Annotated in this window: 13 protein-coding genes; 1 reads left to right on the top strand and 12 read right to left on the bottom strand. The window is 46.1% G+C overall.

Annotated elements, in window-relative coordinates; genetic code table 11:
- Positions 1-12 precede the first annotated feature (12 nt).
- The 4 genes from BMW59_RS13280 to BMW59_RS13265 form a co-directional block, all read right to left on the bottom strand.
- Entirely contained in the window at positions 13-1,299 is a 1,287-nt protein-coding gene (locus tag BMW59_RS13280) for a UDP-N-acetylglucosamine 1-carboxyvinyltransferase (protein ID WP_093053012.1), read from the bottom strand.
- 174 nt (positions 1,300-1,473) lie between these two features.
- On the bottom strand, positions 1,474-2,118 hold the full coding sequence (fsa, locus tag BMW59_RS13275) for a fructose-6-phosphate aldolase (RefSeq protein ID WP_093053010.1): 645 nt from the start codon (positions 2,116-2,118) through the stop codon (positions 1,474-1,476).
- 101 nt (positions 2,119-2,219) lie between these two features.
- The gene (gene fba / locus BMW59_RS13270) at positions 2,220-3,083 is read right to left on the bottom strand and encodes a class II fructose-1,6-bisphosphate aldolase (RefSeq protein ID WP_093053007.1); all 864 of its coding nucleotides are present in this window, start codon (positions 3,081-3,083) and stop codon (positions 2,220-2,222) included.
- Between the two features lie 272 nt (positions 3,084-3,355).
- Positions 3,356-3,718, bottom strand: coding sequence for a response regulator (locus tag BMW59_RS13265; protein WP_093053004.1), 363 nt, complete (start codon positions 3,716-3,718; stop codon positions 3,356-3,358).
- Positions 3,719-4,033: 315 nt separating this feature from the next.
- Here BMW59_RS13265 and BMW59_RS13260 point away from each other — a divergent pair, with 315 nt between their 5' ends.
- On the top strand, positions 4,034-4,552 hold the full coding sequence (locus tag BMW59_RS13260; RefSeq protein WP_093053001.1) for a DUF2529 family protein: 519 nt from the start codon (positions 4,034-4,036) through the stop codon (positions 4,550-4,552).
- A gap of 134 nt (positions 4,553-4,686) precedes the next feature.
- On the opposite strand, the gene BMW59_RS13255 is transcribed toward BMW59_RS13260, so the two are convergent.
- The 8 genes from BMW59_RS13255 to BMW59_RS13220 all read right to left on the bottom strand — a co-directional run bounded on the left by BMW59_RS13255 (position 4,687) and on the right by BMW59_RS13220 (position 15,604).
- Entirely contained in the window at positions 4,687-5,163 is a 477-nt protein-coding gene (locus BMW59_RS13255; RefSeq protein WP_093052998.1) for a PaaI family thioesterase, read from the bottom strand.
- Between the two features lie 274 nt (positions 5,164-5,437).
- A complete protein-coding gene (locus tag BMW59_RS13250; protein WP_093052995.1) occupies positions 5,438-7,039 on the bottom strand; it encodes a CTP synthase in 1,602 nt (533 codons plus the stop codon).
- 273 nt (positions 7,040-7,312) lie between these two features.
- Entirely contained in the window at positions 7,313-7,819 is a 507-nt protein-coding gene (gene rpoE / locus BMW59_RS13245; RefSeq protein WP_093052992.1) for a DNA-directed RNA polymerase subunit delta, read from the bottom strand.
- A 408-nt stretch (positions 7,820-8,227) separates the two neighbouring features.
- Complete coding sequence (icmF, locus tag BMW59_RS13240; protein WP_093053245.1) at positions 8,228-11,476, bottom strand: fused isobutyryl-CoA mutase/GTPase IcmF; 3,249 nt, start codon at positions 11,474-11,476, stop codon at positions 8,228-8,230.
- Positions 11,477-11,478: 2 nt separating this feature from the next.
- The gene (locus BMW59_RS13235; protein ID WP_093052989.1) at positions 11,479-12,162 is read right to left on the bottom strand and encodes a TetR/AcrR family transcriptional regulator; all 684 of its coding nucleotides are present in this window, start codon (positions 12,160-12,162) and stop codon (positions 11,479-11,481) included.
- A gap of 4 nt (positions 12,163-12,166) precedes the next feature.
- Positions 12,167-13,138: a methylmalonyl Co-A mutase-associated GTPase MeaB gene (meaB, locus tag BMW59_RS13230; RefSeq protein WP_093052986.1), complete on the bottom strand. Its 972-nt coding sequence runs from the start codon at positions 13,136-13,138 to the stop codon at positions 12,167-12,169.
- Positions 13,139-13,295: 157 nt separating this feature from the next.
- Positions 13,296-14,438: an acyl-CoA dehydrogenase gene (locus BMW59_RS13225; protein WP_093052983.1), complete on the bottom strand. Its 1,143-nt coding sequence runs from the start codon at positions 14,436-14,438 to the stop codon at positions 13,296-13,298.
- A 23-nt stretch (positions 14,439-14,461) separates the two neighbouring features.
- A complete protein-coding gene (locus BMW59_RS13220) occupies positions 14,462-15,604 on the bottom strand; it encodes an acyl-CoA dehydrogenase (protein WP_093052980.1) in 1,143 nt (380 codons plus the stop codon).
- Between the last annotated feature and the right edge of the window lies 1 nt (position 15,605).

Genomic DNA, 15,605 nt, shown 5'->3' with positions numbered 1-15,605 from the left:
TAACTGGTGATATCAGGAACTTTTCAGTTCACGAAGTTCTTCCGGATTAAGAGATTCACGCCAAATATTTGCGCCCAGGCCTTTCAGTTTATCCTCCAGGTAAGCATAACCCCTGTCGATATGATTGACCCCGGTTATTTCAGTGACACCTTCAGCCATAAGGCCTGCGACTACGAGTGCTGCTCCGGCCCTTAAGTCTGAGGCTCTCACTTTTGCCCCTTGCAGACGGCCGCCGCCATTCACGAGCGCCGAGCGGCCTTCAACTTTTATACTGGCTCCCATTCTTCTAAGCTCATCAATATGTTTGAAACGGGCGTTATAAATAGTATCTGTTACAATGCTGGAGCCCTCTGCCTTTGTAAGAAGGCTCGTCATGGGCTGCTGCAGGTCTGTAGGAAAACCTGGATATACAAGTGTTTTAACATCTACAGGCGATAATACGGTTTTACTTTCTATGTAGATGGCATCGTCACTTACTCCAACACCGACATTCATTTCACGAAGCTTTGAGCTGAGCGATTCAAGGTGAAGCGGGATCACGTTGTCGACTTTAACCGCCTGGCCCTTAGCCGCAGCTAAAATCATATACGTCCCTGCCTCAATCCGGTCCGGAATAATCGAATGACGGCATCCGTGAAGTTCATCTTTCCCCTCTATCCGGATGACGTTTGTACCGGCTCCTTTTATATTCGCGCCCATACTGGTGAGTAATGTCGCTACATCGATAATTTCAGGCTCTTTTGCAGCATTCTCAATAATTGTCTGCCCTTTTGCCTTAACTGCAGCAAGCATAATATTAATAGTCGCACCTACACTCACAACGTCGAGGTATATTCTTGCACCTCTCAGTTCCTCCGCCTGCAGATAAAGGGCCCCCTGCTCATTTGTTACTTTGGCTCCAAGTGCTTCAAACCCTTTAATATGCTGATCAATCGGGCGCGGGCCAAGATTGCACCCTCCAGGCAGCCCGATAACTGCTTTATTAAATTTTCCAAGCATAGCTCCCATCATATAATAGGAAGCTCTTAACTGCTTCACCCGGCCGTTTGGCAACGGCATAGAGAACATGTTTTCAGGATGAATCACGAGAGTGTCGTTATCAAGTTCTGTCTTACCGCCGATCTCTTCAAGCAGAAAGGCCAGCGTTTCTACATCAGAAATGTCAGGGAGATTGTCGATTGTCACTTTCGAGTCAGCTAATATGGCAGCTGGTATAAGCGCCACTGCACTATTTTTGGCTCCACTGATTGTAACGGTTCCTTCAAGTGAATGACCGCCTTCAATTAATAATTTTTCCATTTAAAAACAGCTTCCCTTCTGTCATACGTTGTGTAAAGCTCATCTGTAAAACTTCTTAATTTCCATTTTACACGATGTACCGGTCATTTAGACAATCAATTTTCAGAAGATGGGTAAAGTTTACTATACTATAGAAAGAAAGGCACCTTCGAGAAGGTGCCTCTCTTTCATGTTTTATTTATTAGCCTTATTCCAGTCGGTCAGGAATTTTTCGATTCCGAGGTCTGTTAAAGGATGTTTAACTAACTGCTCTATCACTTTAAGAGGCATTGTGGCAATATGCGCCCCGCTCATAGCTGATTCAGCCACATGCTGAGGGTGGCGGATCGATGCTGCGATAATTTCTGTTTCAATTTCATGAAGGTAAAACATTTCTGAAATTGTTTTGATCAGATCCAGGCCGTTATGCCCGATATCATCAAGCCGCCCGAGAAACGGCGATACATATGAAGCGCCTGCACGTGCCGCCAGGAGTGCCTGGTTTGCCGAGAAAACAAGGGTTACATTCGTTTTAATATTTAATTCGCTGAACGTCCGGACAGCTTTTAACCCTTCCAGTGTCATTGGCACTTTAACTGTAATATTCGGAGCAATAGCTGCAAGCTCTTTACCTTCTTTAATCATTCCTTCCGCATCGGTCGCAATGACTTCCGCGCTCACAGAGCCGGGAACAATGTTTGTAATTTCCCGGAGCCTCTCATGAAAATCCACTCCTTCTTTTGCAACGAGTGAAGGGTTGGTGGTCACCCCTGCCAGAATACCTAAAGAATTAGCCTCTTTAATTTCATCTGTATTAGCCGTATCAATGAAAAACTTCATCGTTTCACCTCTCCATCCAAAGTCATAGTCATTGTGATAGCGCTTACTATTAAGTGATTATAACAGCACCAACGGGTGTTGGTGCTGTCAGTATACTGAATTTAAGCTTTTCCGGAAGATCCGAATTCGCGCATTTTACCAATAACTGTTTCTTTGATTGCTTCACGGGCAGGTCCAAGATATTTACGAGGGTCGATCATTTCAGGGTTCTCGTTTAATACCTCACGAACACGCTTTACTGAAGAAATCTGGTTCTCAGTGTTAACGTTGATCTTAGCTGTACCGAAAGAAATCGCCTTTTTGATGTCATGAGTCGGAATGCCAGTTCCGCCGTGAAGAACAAGAGGAACATCAGTCAGGTTAGAGATCTCTTCCATGCGGTCAAATCCAAGGTTTGGTTCCCCTTTATAAGGACCGTGGACTGAACCTAATGCAGGCGCGAAGCAGTCTACCTTTGTTTCGCGGATTAACTGGTCACATTCAGCAGGAATTGCATAAGCAGCTTCAGCATCGCTGACAACCAGGTCATCTTCCTGGCCGCCGATTCTGCCAAGCTCAGCTTCTACAGATACACCTAATGTGTGAGCCACATCAACCACTTTTTTAGTTAACGCAATGTTTTCCGCAAGCGGGTAGTGAGATCCGTCAATCATAACAGATGTAAACCCGGCGTACATTGCTTCCACACACTTTTCAAAGCTTGAACCATGGTCCAAGTGAATAGCTACTGGAACTGTGATTTCATAATCTGCCATAAGTGCTTCAACCATTGATACAACGGTATAGAAACCTCCCATGTAGCGGGCAGCACCTTCAGATACACCTAAAATAACCGGTGACTGTTCTTCCTGGGCTGCTTGCAGAATCGCCTGAGTAAACTCAAGGTTGTTCAAGTTAAACTGGCCGACTCCATAAGAGTTTTCTTTTGCTGTTTCGAGCATTTCTTTCATTGATACTAAAGGCATTCTTTAAATCCTCCTTTGATTTACCGTGCGTGATTCGTCTGACCTGATATGCTTTCACAAAACAAACATACAAATAACACGATTTGAGGGAAACTGCCCGCCCCTTAATCTTTGCCATTTGTACGTTTCGGACGTTTTAAGTGAAAAAAAGCCTTGAACTTCCGCGGTCTCGGGCTTACATTTCGACAGACGCACACACTCATTATAGCATATAGCTTGTGTTTTTCACGTTTATATTATGACAAATTCATTCACAAAAATAAAGCCGGCTTTTAAGAATCGAAAAAGGTGCGGATTTTTCTGCGGACTTCATCAATATCAAACGGCTTGGCGAAGTGGGCTATCGCGCCAAGTTTCTTTGCTTCGTTTATCATTTCAAGCTCTCCGTAAGCCGTCATCATAATGACGTTGACGTTTAAATCCCGGTTGCGGATTTCCCTCAGAATTTCAAGCCCGTCCATTCCCGGAATTTTCATATCAAGCAGTATAAGGTCCGGCTGTTTTTCTTCAATCAGTTCAAGTGCCAGTTTTCCATTGGAAGCATCATAAGTTTCATATCCATCTTTTTCAAATACTTCCTTCAAAAGGACACGAATCCCGAATTGATCATCTACTATCAGCACTTTTTCGCTCATAAAACGTCCTCCCCATCCAGTCTTCGGTCTATTAAATTGAATGATAATTACGAATGTTTTATCCTTCTTTAAATAAGACATTCTCTAAAACTATACAAATTCCTCTAGTAAAACAGAGCTATCTTTTAGAAATTCGCCATAATTATGTAAGTATCTACCGTTTTACCACTACTTTAGATATAACTATATCGGACTGTTCGATAAAAAACAACTTCCGGTTATTTTATCTATTTCTCCAGTCGTGTGGGAAAACCCTGCCCATAACTGGTAAAATAATTTTTACAGATCACTCTTCAGAAAGGAGACTATTGAAAAATGAAGATTTTCACCACTCAATTGACAGGTTTAATCAAACGTTTGAATAACTATGAAGAAGACATAGAAGATGCGTCACGAGCCATAGCCCAGAGCGTCATAAGTGACGGCCGCCTTTTATGGTGCGGCGATAATGAAATGGAAGGATTAACGATTCAGGCATGTTCGGGAGAAGACCGGATCCCCGGGAGCATTAAAATAGGCAAAGACCCCTCTTTTACTGAAATGGATACGCTTGTTACTGCCTCATCAAGCCTGGAAAACCCGCATTTAGAGCAATTGGCAGATGAAGCAAAAAAGCAGGGCGCCACCGTTATTTCCATCTATTCAGGAGGTAGTGAAGAAAAAAATGTATGGCAGGAGAAAGCTGATTTCTCGTTTAACACTCATATCCAGCACGGGCTTGTTCCGATGGAATCAGGAAACCGAATTGGCAAACCCCACCTTTTAATAGGGCTCCACATTTATTATCATTTATACTTTTCAGTTATGGAAATTCTTGAAGAACATGACATGTGATCAAAGGAGCGGGGATTTTTCTATTCCGGGAGGCAAAGGGGGCGTCCGTCTCGACTGATTTGAGAAGACCCTCTTATATAAGTAGAGGCAGCTGCCTAATTTTAAATCAGGCAGCCGCCTTTTTTAATGAAAAGTTATTTTTTAAATGTATCCGGCATTTCTACAGCTGTGACCTCTCCTGTTACTACAAGGGCATCTTCAGCATAAACGTCCACTTTTATTGTAATTTTCTTACCCTCTGTCTTCTCATGCGTTCCTACCGCACGCAGCGGGACTCCCTGGGGGGTCGGCTTTAAATATTTCACTGCCAGTGATCCTGTTACGAAGCGGGGAGCGTCTTCCGCGTCTTCCGGCTCCAGGCCATTGTCCCTGTGCTTAACCAGCGCTGCCGAACCGGTCCCGTGGCAGTCCACAAGAGAAGCGATCAGTCCGCCGTATACGAAGCCTGGAATTGCTTTGTGTTTTTCCTTAGGCGAATAAATCGTTACAGTTTTGTCTCCGTCCCAGCCAGTACGGAACTGGTGCCCCTGTTCATTCATTCTCCCGCATCCGAAGCAGTGGGCAAAGTCTTCAGGATAGTAGTCTTGAATAGCATGTGTCACTTGATCCATTCTTTTCACCTCTTTGGTTTAAATTACCGGCCGTTGCCGCTTCCTTTACGATTCCGCAACGGCACGACCTCGTATAGACCATCGCTAAAAGCACTTTTACTAAAAGGAAGAAGAAGTTACTTCTTCTAGTAGTATTTGACACATGGAGCTGGAACCCTTTTTTTATTGAAAAACATCAGCTTAACGAAACCAATGCCTGCACATAAAAAAACCGCCTCACCACCTGCCTGCAAAACGCAGGCATGGATGAAACGGTTTGATTTACTGTTATTTTTTATTTTCCAGCTGTGCTCGCCTCGATAAAATCTCTGAACAGAGGCTGCGGACGTGTCGGCCGGGAAACGAATTCAGGATGAAACTGGGAAGCCATAAAAAACGGGTGGTCTTCCACTTCAATAATCTCAACGAGACGGCCGTCCGGGCTCACCCCTGAGAAGATAAAGCCTTTTTCTTCCATTTGCTCGCGGTACTCGTTGTTAAATTCATAACGGTGACGGTGGCGTTCATAAATCACTTGCTCGTCATAGGCGCTGTAAGCTTGTGTGCCTTCTTTAAGTTTACAAGGATAGAGGCCAAGCCGAAGTGTGCCGCCAAAGTCTTCTACATCTTTTTGTTCAGGAAGCAAATCAATAATCGCGTGGCTTGTTTCAGGGTCCAGTTCTGCTGAGTTGGCCCCTTCGTAACCTAATACGTTCCGGGCAAATTCTACGGATGCGAGCTGCATTCCAAGGCAGATGCCGAGGAATGGCACTTTATTTTCTCTGGCAAATTGAATGGCATTTATTTTACCTTCAATTCCTCTGTCTCCAAATCCGCCAGGAACTAAGATGCCATCAGCGCCTGCCAGCTTCTCAGCCACATTCTCTTTTGTCACTTCTTCGGAGTTGACCCAGTCGATTTCTACATCGGCATCAAAAGCAAAGCCTGCATGCTTCATTGCTTCAGCCACTGATAAATAGGCGTCTGGAAGAGCGACATACTTTCCTACAAGGGCAATACGGACTTTTTTAGACAAGTTAGTCACTTTTTCAACGAGGCCGAGCCATTCAGTCATATCCGCTTCGCCGCAAGGAAGATTCAAATAATCGCAAACAAACTGATCAAGTTTCTGTTCCTGAAGATCGAGCGGTACCTGATACAGTGTTCCGGCATCCCGGGCTTCAATGACTGCATTTTTGTCAATATCACAGAAAAGAGCAATCTTATCCTTCATTTCTTCAGGGACAGGGCGCTCAGTCCGTACGACAATCACGTTAGGCTGAATGCCCAGGCTGCGAAGTTCTTTAACACTGTGCTGTGTCGGCTTTGATTTCATTTCACCGGCAGCTGCAAGGTAAGGAATTAATGTACAGTGGATATACATAACATTCTCTCCGCCTACATCCCCTTTAATTTGTCTGATTGCTTCGAGGAAAGGCAAGCTCTCAATATCCCCGACAGTTCCGCCAATTTCAGTAATGACAACATCCGGGTTTCCTTCTTTCGCCGCCTGGAAGACACGCTCTTTAATTTCATTGGTAATATGAGGGATGACCTGGACAGTCCCGCCCAGGTAGTCACCGCGACGCTCTTTTTTCAAGACGGAAGAGTAGACTTTCCCTGTAGTGACGTTGCTGTATTTATTTAAATTAATATCGATAAACCTTTCATAATGCCCTAAGTCGAGGTCTGTTTCAGCCCCATCGTTTGTGACAAATACTTCTCCGTGCTGGTACGGGCTCATTGTTCCTGGGTCCACGTTAATATACGGGTCAAACTTCTGGATAGTCACTTTCATTCCTCTGTTTTTCAGCAAACGCCCAAGGGAAGCAGCAGTAATCCCTTTCCCTAATGATGATACAACTCCGCCTGTGACAAAAATATACTTTGTTGACATGATTCTTTCCCTCACTTTTTAATGATTTAGATATTCGCCGGGGTGATTATAAAAATCTGTTGTGACAGTTAGTCTGCTTCAACAGTTATATAAAATTAAAAAAACAAAAGGCCCCCTCTTTCCACATAAGGTAAAAGGGGGCACTTTTGTTTTTAGAAAGGCCAGCACACTATGGCGCTTTCCTTTCTTATATGTCATTAGCTTTTTAGTTAAACTTTTTGTAAAGCCCAAAAATGATTTTAGCGATATCAGAGGGAAAAGTCAAGCTTATTATTAACGTTCATCTTCCTCAGTTTCTTCATCGCTTGTTTCGTTATCATCATTGGTATCCGTGAAATCATCATCTTCCACTTCATCAAAGTCTGTATCTTCTTCGTTGGCGAGGTCATCCAGCTCATCTTCCAGATCTTCGAATTCATCAAAGTCTTCAGAAAGATCATCGTAAAATCCTTCCTCTTCCTCTTTCTCCTTAGCTCGCTTTTTCCGCGCTTTAGTCGCTTCCTGGGAAAGGTCTTCTTCCGTCTGGTCGAATGGATACCAGGAGCGGAGCCCCCAGCGGTTATCTCCTAAATTAACGAAACGGCCGTCCATGGACATTTCGGTATAAAGATGGGAGATCCGGTTTGTCAGCTGCTCATCGGAAAGTCCTTTAGCCTCACCCACCTGTTTCAGCAGAGAGTGGTACTCGATCGGATTGTTTTGTTCAGTGAGAAGCTCGTTGGCAATTTCAATCATTGATGTTTCCTGAAGCTGTTCTTCAGTAAAATCCTTTAAACTCATTATGGGCACATCCTTTCACCATAAATATTGGCAATTTTTCTTCAGTAAATCCGGGCTTACTGGCAATTTCCAGCAAAAACCTTAGATTTTTTATACTGATTTAATCCTTTAACAGAGCGATACTTTGTTAAAGTACTAAAAAGGCTGCTGCTTTTAAACCTTTTTGATCTTATAGAAGTATTACATAAGTAATTTGTTACAGTTATTAGTCAGTCTTTATTTGCCAGCCTGTAAATCCATACCTTCCATTATAAACACAATTTTATCATTTATGCCATAGTCAGACGAAGTTTTTTGACGGGGCCGGCTACCAGCCAAATGAAAAGAATCTGCAAAACGGGGTCAGACCCCCCATTTACTGGAAAATAAACCGGCTCCTCCGGGAGGGGCCGGTTTATGCTGGCATTTTTAAAGGTTTCGTCTGTATTGCCCGCCTACTTCGTAAAGGGCGCCGGTAATTTGACCGAGGCTTGCGGAGCGGACGGTGCGCATCAGTTCTTCGAACAGGTTTCCTCCTGAGAGGGCTGTTTGTTTTAATCGGTGCAGCGCTTCTTCTGTCTGCTCTTCATTCTCACTCTGGAACTTTCTCAAATCTTCAATTTGCGCTTCTTTTTCATCTTTAGACGCTCTGGCGAGTTCCATATCGAATTCTTCTTCAGTTGGCGGGTTCGGGTTAAGATACGTATTGACCCCGATAATCGGCAGCTCACCGCTGTGCTTTTTCGTCTCGTACAGCAGGGACTCTTCCTGGATTTTTCCGCGCTGGTACTGTGTCTCCATTGCGCCAAGGACCCCGCCGCGGTCGCTGATCCGCTCCATCTCAAGCAGAACAGCTTCTTCCACCAGGTCAGTCAGTTCTTCAACTATAAAGGACCCTTGCTGCGGATTTTCATTTTTAGCGAGCCCCATTTCTTTCGTAATAATCATCTGAATCGCCATAGCCCGCCGGACACTTTCTTCAGTCGGCGTGGTCACCGCTTCATCGTATGCGTTCGTATGAAGCGAATTACAGTTATCATAAATGGCAAGCAAAGCCTGGAGTGTGGTTCTGATATCATTGAAATCCACTTCCTGCGCATGGAGGGAACGCCCTGACGTCTGGATGTGATATTTCAGCTTTTGACTCCGTTCATTGGCTCCATATTTGTTTTTCATGGCGACTGCCCATATACGCCTGGCCACCCGGCCAATAACTGTATATTCCGGATCGAGACCGTTACTGAAGAAGAAGGACAGATTCGGAGCAAAGTCATTGACGTTCATTCCCCGGCTCAGATAATACTCAACATAGGTAAACCCGTTGGAAAGGGTGAACGCCAGCTGGCTGATCGGGTTTGCCCCCGCTTCAGCTATATGATAGCCACTGATGGATACAGAATAGTAATTGCGAACTTTATGGTCGATAAAGTACTGCTGGATGTCCCCCATCAGCCTTAGAGCAAATTCAGTGGAGAAAATACAAGTATTCTGCCCCTGGTCTTCTTTTAAAATATCAGCCTGAACAGTGCCCCGCACAACCGATAACGTTTTAGCCCTGATATCAGCTGCTTCTTCCGGAGATGGCTCACGGCCTTCCTGTTCACGGAAGCGGTCAAGCTGCTGGTCGATCGCCGTATTCATAAACATCGCCAGAATGATCGGCGCAGGCCCGTTAATCGTCATCGAAACGGATGTGGACGGGTCGACTAGGTCAAATCCGCTGTACAATGTTTTCATATCATCCAGCGTACAAATGCTCACTCCGCTCTCGCCGACTTTACCGTAAATGTCCGGCCTGTGGTCCGGATCTTCCCCGTATAATGTCACCGAATCAAACGCCGTGCTTAAACGCTTCGCCTCATCATCTTTTGACAGGTAGTGGAAGCGGCGGTTTGTTCTCGCCGGGCCCCCTTCACCGGCAAACTGCCGCTTAGGGTCTTCCCCTTTCCGTTTAAAAGGAAAGACGCCTGCCGTATAAGGGAATTCACCAGGAACATTCTCGCTGCGGATCCAGCGGATAATCTCTCCGTAATCAGCAAATTTAGGCAGAGAGACTTTCGGAATGTTAAGCCCTGATAAGCTTTTCGTTTGAATATCGGTCACTATCTCTTTATCCCGGATCTTAATGACATACTGGTCTTCTTTATAAGCTTTTTTCTTATCTTCCCATGTTTCCAAAGCCTTTTGAGCTTCAGGAAGCATGGAGGTGCGGTAATAGTCGCGCAGCTTTTCCAGTTCTGCCGTATCGGTATCCGAGGCTGAGTGCTCTTCAAGAAGTTCAAGAGTCCCTTCAAGCTGGAAAACCCGCCGGGCTTTGCTGACTTCCGCTTCTGTCTCCCCGTGGTACCCTTTCACCGTCCTGGCAATTTCCCGCAAGTAGTGGATCTGGTCGGCAGGAATTACCGCGTTGCGAAGCTTAATCTCATCGCCCTTGCCAAGCTCCGTCTGCCAGTCTTTTTCGTACTTCTGATTAATCACTTGAACCATTTCATAAAAAAGACGGTTTGTCCCCGGGTCGTTAAACTGGCTGGCCATTGTGCCATAGACCGGCATAGCTTCCGGATCCTCTTCAAAGCGGGTATGGCTGCGCTGGTAGGTCTTCCTTACTTCTCTAAGCGCATCCTCACTGCCTTTACGGTCAAATTTATTAATAGCAATTAAATCAGCAAAATCAATCATATCTATTTTTTCCAGCTGTGACGGTGCGCCAAACTCGCTGGTCATGACATACATTGAGACATCCGCCACATCGGTTATAGCTGCATCTCCCTGGCCGATCCCGCTTGTTTCCACAATGACCAGGTCATAGCCTGCCCGTTTGACAACAGGAATCGCTTCGGAAATTGCTTTAGACAGTTCCTGCCGGCTGTCCCTTGTAGCGAGCGAGCGCATATACACCCTTGGAGAATCGATAGCGTTCATACGGATCCGGTCCCCGAGAAGTGCCCCCCCCGTTTTCTTTTTCGTCGGATCAACAGATAATATCGCAATATGTTTATCAGGAAACGCCATGAGAAAACGCCTGACGAGCTCATCAGTCAACGAACTTTTACCCGCTCCTCCAGTCCCGGTAATTCCAAGTACCGGCGCTTTCGGCAGTTCGCCGTCGAGAAGCGCCTGCTGAAACTGTTCTTGTTCATCTTTCGTCATCGTTTCGCCGAATGCTTTCTTTTCAGCGACCGTCACAAACCTGGCCACAGCCCCGCTGTCTTTTTCCAGCAGCAAGTCTTTAGAAAGATCCTGAACGGCGCTCGTCGCGAAATCACAGGCTTCCATCATCCCGTTTATCATTCCCTGAAGGCCTTGTTTACGGCCGTCTTCCGGTGAAAAAATACGTGCGATGCCGTAATCATGGAGTTCTTTTATTTCTGACGGAATAATGACCCCTCCGCCTCCGCCGAAAATCTGAATATGGCCTGCTCCTTTTTCCTGCAGCTGATCGTGCAGATACTTGAAATATTCCATATGGCCGCCCTGGTAAGAAGAGATGGCGATGCCTTGCACGTCTTCCTGGATTGCTGCCCGGACCACTTCATCAACTGAACGATTATGCCCTAAATGGATTACTTCAGCTCCGGAGGCCTGGAGCATCCTGCGCATAATGTTGATGGAAGCGTCGTGACCATCAAAAAGACTTGAAGCCGTGACAAATCTGACTGGATGAACCGGCTCATACATGCTCATATCGTTTCCTCCGTTTCCGGCTTATTTTCTAATAGTTGAAAGGTGCCGTTAATGTTTTTGTTTAACCCAAACCCTCTGAACAGCTGGGCAATCTGCCATTTACAATATGAATCAATATCATGGTCTCTCTGGACTGCCCACCGGCGGAACGTCCACATGTGGCCGGCAACAAGGATATTATGGCAGGCGAGGGAGATTTCTTCGTCATGAAGGCTGATAATTCCTGAGTTCCTCGCCTCTTTAAGCTCTTTTTCAAACATTGCTTTCATACTCATTTCTTTCTCAAGCACGTATGCGAGGGCATCGTCAGACAAAGATTTGGACTCCTGGTAAAGGACCAGCACTTCATCCTGCAGACTGTGTATGACCCTGAAATAAGCTTCTATTACCTGATACAGCCGATCCAGGCCTTCCAGGTTGCCATCCCTCAATTTTTCCCATTTCCCCATGACCTCGTCATATACCGCGTCACAGACGAGGTAAAGAATATCTTCTTTAGAACCGATATACTCGTACAACGTCCCGATACTGAACCCCGACGCTTTAGCCACTTCTCTCGTCGTCGCTTTGTGATAGCCTTTTTCGTTGAAAAGCAGGACAGCCGCTTTAATAATCTGGCCCCGCCTTTTTTTAATCAGGCGCTGGTCTTTCACTAATGACGGTACGTCTTTCTTTTTCACGTGCTCACTCTCCTCTCTCATCATTACGGTGCATTTTTGCCAGCCACTGTTTATATATCACTTCTGCCAACTCATAAGGATCAGCTTCTTGCAGCTGTCCTTTTCCATGGTTGTTTTGATTCAGAGACTCTTTAATATAAGGAGTGAACTCTTCTTTTAATCTCTCAATCAGCCGTCGTTCCACTTCGGTTTCCTTCTGGCTGATCCGCCGTTCAGATTTTTCTTCTGATAAAAGCAAGTGCCGGTGATGGTTATCAAGCGACTCTGCCACCTCGGCCACCCCGTGCTTCTCTGTAGAGATCGCCGGTAAAATCGGCGGTTCCCAGCTTTCCGGAAGACTTGTTATATGCAGCAAGTCTTCCAGCTCCCCTTTAAGCTGTTCCACACCGGGAAGATCAGCCTTGTTAATAATAAACAGATCGGCAATTTCCATTATTCCTGCTTTAAACGCCTGGATGACGTCGCCGCCGGAAGGATACAGCACGAGGGCAATCGTGTCCGCGGTCTTCATAATATCCAGTTCTGACTGGCCGACCCCGACCGTCTCTATAACCACCTTGTCAAACTTGGCAGCTTCCATCAGCCGGACCGTGTCCTGGCAAGCTTCAGATAACCCCCCAAGGCTTCCCCTCGTCCCCATGCTTCTTATAAAAACTCCTTCATCATCTTCGTGATCCTGCATCCGTATCCGGTCACCAAGAAGAGCCCCTCCAGAGAAAGGACTTGTTGGATCTATGGCAGCAATAGCCACTGACTGGCCTTTCTTGCGCCATTCACGGACAAGCCCGTTTACGAGCGAACTTTTTCCTGCTCCCGGTGAGCCAGTAATGCCAATAATATGGGCGTTTCCTGTATGCGGATAAATCTGTTTCATAAGTTCCCGGTGAGACGGCTTTCTGTCTTCCACGATGGAGATGGCTTTCGCCAGTGCCCGTTGTTTTCCGTTTAAAAGTTCATCTGCTATTTTTTTCTCCATCGTGTCTCATCCTTTCTTTCTATAAAGCTGGTATTAGTTATGCCTGTAAACCCGTACAGGCCCTTTTTAAGGAGGGCCTGTTCACTGTCCGCAAGAGACTGGTCTCTTTCCGCCCTTATTGGCCCTCATTGAGGAATTACCGGCCGGAACCAGACTATTAATCTTTTAACAGCATTTTAGAGATAACCAGTCGTTGAACTTCGTTAGTTCCTTCGTAAATTTGGGTGATTTTAGCGTCACGCATGTAACGCTCGACAGGGTAATCTTTCGTATAGCCGTACCCGCCGAATACCTGGACGGCTTCAGTTGTCACTTCCATCGCAGAATCCCCTGCAAACAGCTTGGACATAGCCGATTCTTTACCGTAAGGAAGATTATGCGACTCTTTCCATGCGGCCTGGTAAGTGAGCAGTCGTGAGGCTTCAACTTTTGTAGCCATTTCAGCAATTTTGAACGCGATTCCCTGGTTGGTACCAATCGCTTTCCCGAATTGCTTGCGCTCTTTTGCATAATCAACAGCAGCGTCAAGGGCACCCTGGGCAATCCCGACTGCCTGGGCTGCAATTCCGTTACGCCCGCCATCAAGGGTCATCATTGCAATTTTAAATCCTTCTCCTTCTTCGCCGAGCCTGTTTGCCTGCGGAACCCGCACGCCGTCGAAAATGATTTCCAGTGTCGGAGAGGAACGGATGCCAAGCTTTTTCTCCTTTTTACCCATTGAGAAACCTGCCATGTCTTTTTCCACAATAAAGGCAGTGCATCCTTTATGCTTTTTCTCAGGGTCTGTCATAGCAAATACGACATAATAATCGGCTTCTCCGCCATTTGTAATAAAGATTTTAGACCCGTCTAGGATATAGTCGTCCCCGTCCCGCTTAGCTGTTGTCTTCATGTTAGCCGCATCACTTCCGGAACCAGGCTCTGTCAGGCCGTAAGCACCCATCTTCTTTCCTTCAGCCATCGGTCGAAGGAACGTCTGCTTTTGTTCTTCAGACCCAAATTTGAAAATCGGCCAGCCGGCAAGAGAAAGGTGGGCTGATAAGGTTACCCCTGTGGACGCACACACTCTTGAAAGCTCTTCTACGGCAATCACGTAGCTCACATAATCAGCTCCGATACCGCCGTATTCCTCAGGCCACGGAATGCCTGTCAGCCCAAGCTCGCCCATCTGGTCAAAAATCGCGCGGTCGAACCGTTCTTCTTCATCTCTTTCCGCCGCAGTCGGCTCCACTTCGTTCTTTGCAAAATCGCGTACCATTTTACGAATCATTTCCTGCTCATCTGTCAGTTGAAAATTCACCGTATCCATCCCCTTCAGTTATATTAATCTCTTAAATAATGTTTACCAATAACGATCCGCTGGATTTCATTGGTCCCTTCATAAATCTGGGTCACCTTGGCATCCCTGAAGAACCGCTCAACTGGATAGTCTTTTGTATATCCGTAACCGCCGAAAACCTGTATTGCTTCCGTTGTTATTTTCATCGCCGCATCTGAAGCGAACATTTTAGCCATGGAAGCTTCTTTCCCTGCCGGCATCCCTTTTGCTACGAGATCTGCCGCGCGGTACGTGAGCAGTCTGGCCGCTTCAAAAGCCGTCGCCATGTCAGCCAGTTTAAAAGCAAGCCCCTGCATCTGGCCGATCGGTTTTCCAAACTGTTTTCTTTCTTTCGCATAGGCTGCTGCAGCATCGAGCGCTCCATGGGCGATACCGAGCGACTGGGCTGCTATCCCTATACGTCCGGTATTCAGATTAGCCATTGCGATTTTAAATCCTTCTCCTTCATTCCCCAGCAGATTTTCTGCAGGAATCCGGCAGTCTTCAAACGACAGAGGGGTCGTATTGGAGCCGTGAAGACCCATTTTTTTCTCTTTAGGAAGGACATAAAATCCCGGTGTATCTTTTTCTAAAATAAACGCACTGACACCTTTACTCCCGGCGGCCGGGTCAGTTTTAGCAAAAACGATATACGTGTCCGCCTCGCCTCCGCTCGTAATCCAGGCCTTCGAGCCGTTTAAAATATAATGACTGCCATCCTTTTTAGCTGTTGTTTTCATTGCCGCAGCATCACTTCCTGCCCCTGGTTCTGAAAGGGCGAAAGCTCCGAGGTACTGGCCGGAAGCCAGTTTAGGCAAATACTTTTGCTTCTGCTCCTCTGTACCGAAATAAAGGATTGGATTAGTCCCAACTGATGTGTGGACCGACAGGATCACGCCGACCGCCGCGCTTACTCTCGACAGTTCATGGATAGCAAGAATATAAGAAGAATAATCCATTTCTGAACCGCCGTATTTCTCGGGAATCGGAATGCCCATCAGTCCCAGCTCCCCCATCTCTTTAACGATGTGACGGGGAAACTCGTCTGTTTTCTCCATATGTTCGGCCGCTTTGGCTACTTTTTCTTCAGCAAACTGGCGCACCATCCGCTGCATCATCTGCTGTTCATCTGTCCATGTGAAATTCATG

It is taken from the genome of Salipaludibacillus aurantiacus (assembly GCF_900111295.1).
Lineage (GTDB): Bacteria > Bacillota > Bacilli > Bacillales > Salisediminibacteriaceae > Salipaludibacillus > Salipaludibacillus aurantiacus.
The sequence above is the reverse complement of the archived record's forward strand: the minus strand, read 5'-3'. Positions and strand labels throughout refer to the sequence as shown.

Bases quoted from the DNA above. Each gene is read 5' to 3' on its own strand.
- fba (WP_093053007.1), bottom strand. From the start codon at position 3,083: ATGCCTTTAGTATCAATGAAAGAAATGCTCGAAACAGCAAAAGAAAAC.
- BMW59_RS13265 (WP_093053004.1), bottom strand. From the start codon at position 3,718: ATGAGCGAAAAAGTGCTGATAGTAGATGATCAATTCGGGATTCGTGTC.
- rpoE (WP_093052992.1), bottom strand. From the start codon at position 7,819: ATGAGTTTAAAGGATTTTACTGAAGAACAGCTTCAGGAAACATCAATG.
- BMW59_RS13220 (WP_093052980.1), bottom strand. From the start codon at position 15,604: ATGAATTTCACATGGACAGATGAACAGCAGATGATGCAGCGGATGGTG.
- meaB (WP_093052986.1), bottom strand. From the start codon at position 13,138: ATGGAGAAAAAAATAGCAGATGAACTTTTAAACGGAAAACAACGGGCA.
- BMW59_RS13280 (WP_093053012.1), bottom strand. From the start codon at position 1,299: ATGGAAAAATTATTAATTGAAGGCGGTCATTCACTTGAAGGAACCGTT.
- icmF (WP_093053245.1), bottom strand. From the start codon at position 11,476: ATGTATGAGCCGGTTCATCCAGTCAGATTTGTCACGGCTTCAAGTCTT.
- BMW59_RS13255 (WP_093052998.1), bottom strand. From the start codon at position 5,163: ATGGATCAAGTGACACATGCTATTCAAGACTACTATCCTGAAGACTTT.
- BMW59_RS13250 (WP_093052995.1), bottom strand. From the start codon at position 7,039: ATGTCAACAAAGTATATTTTTGTCACAGGCGGAGTTGTATCATCATTA.
- fsa (WP_093053010.1), bottom strand. From the start codon at position 2,118: ATGAAGTTTTTCATTGATACGGCTAATACAGATGAAATTAAAGAGGCT.
- BMW59_RS13260 (WP_093053001.1), top strand. From the start codon at position 4,034: ATGAAGATTTTCACCACTCAATTGACAGGTTTAATCAAACGTTTGAAT.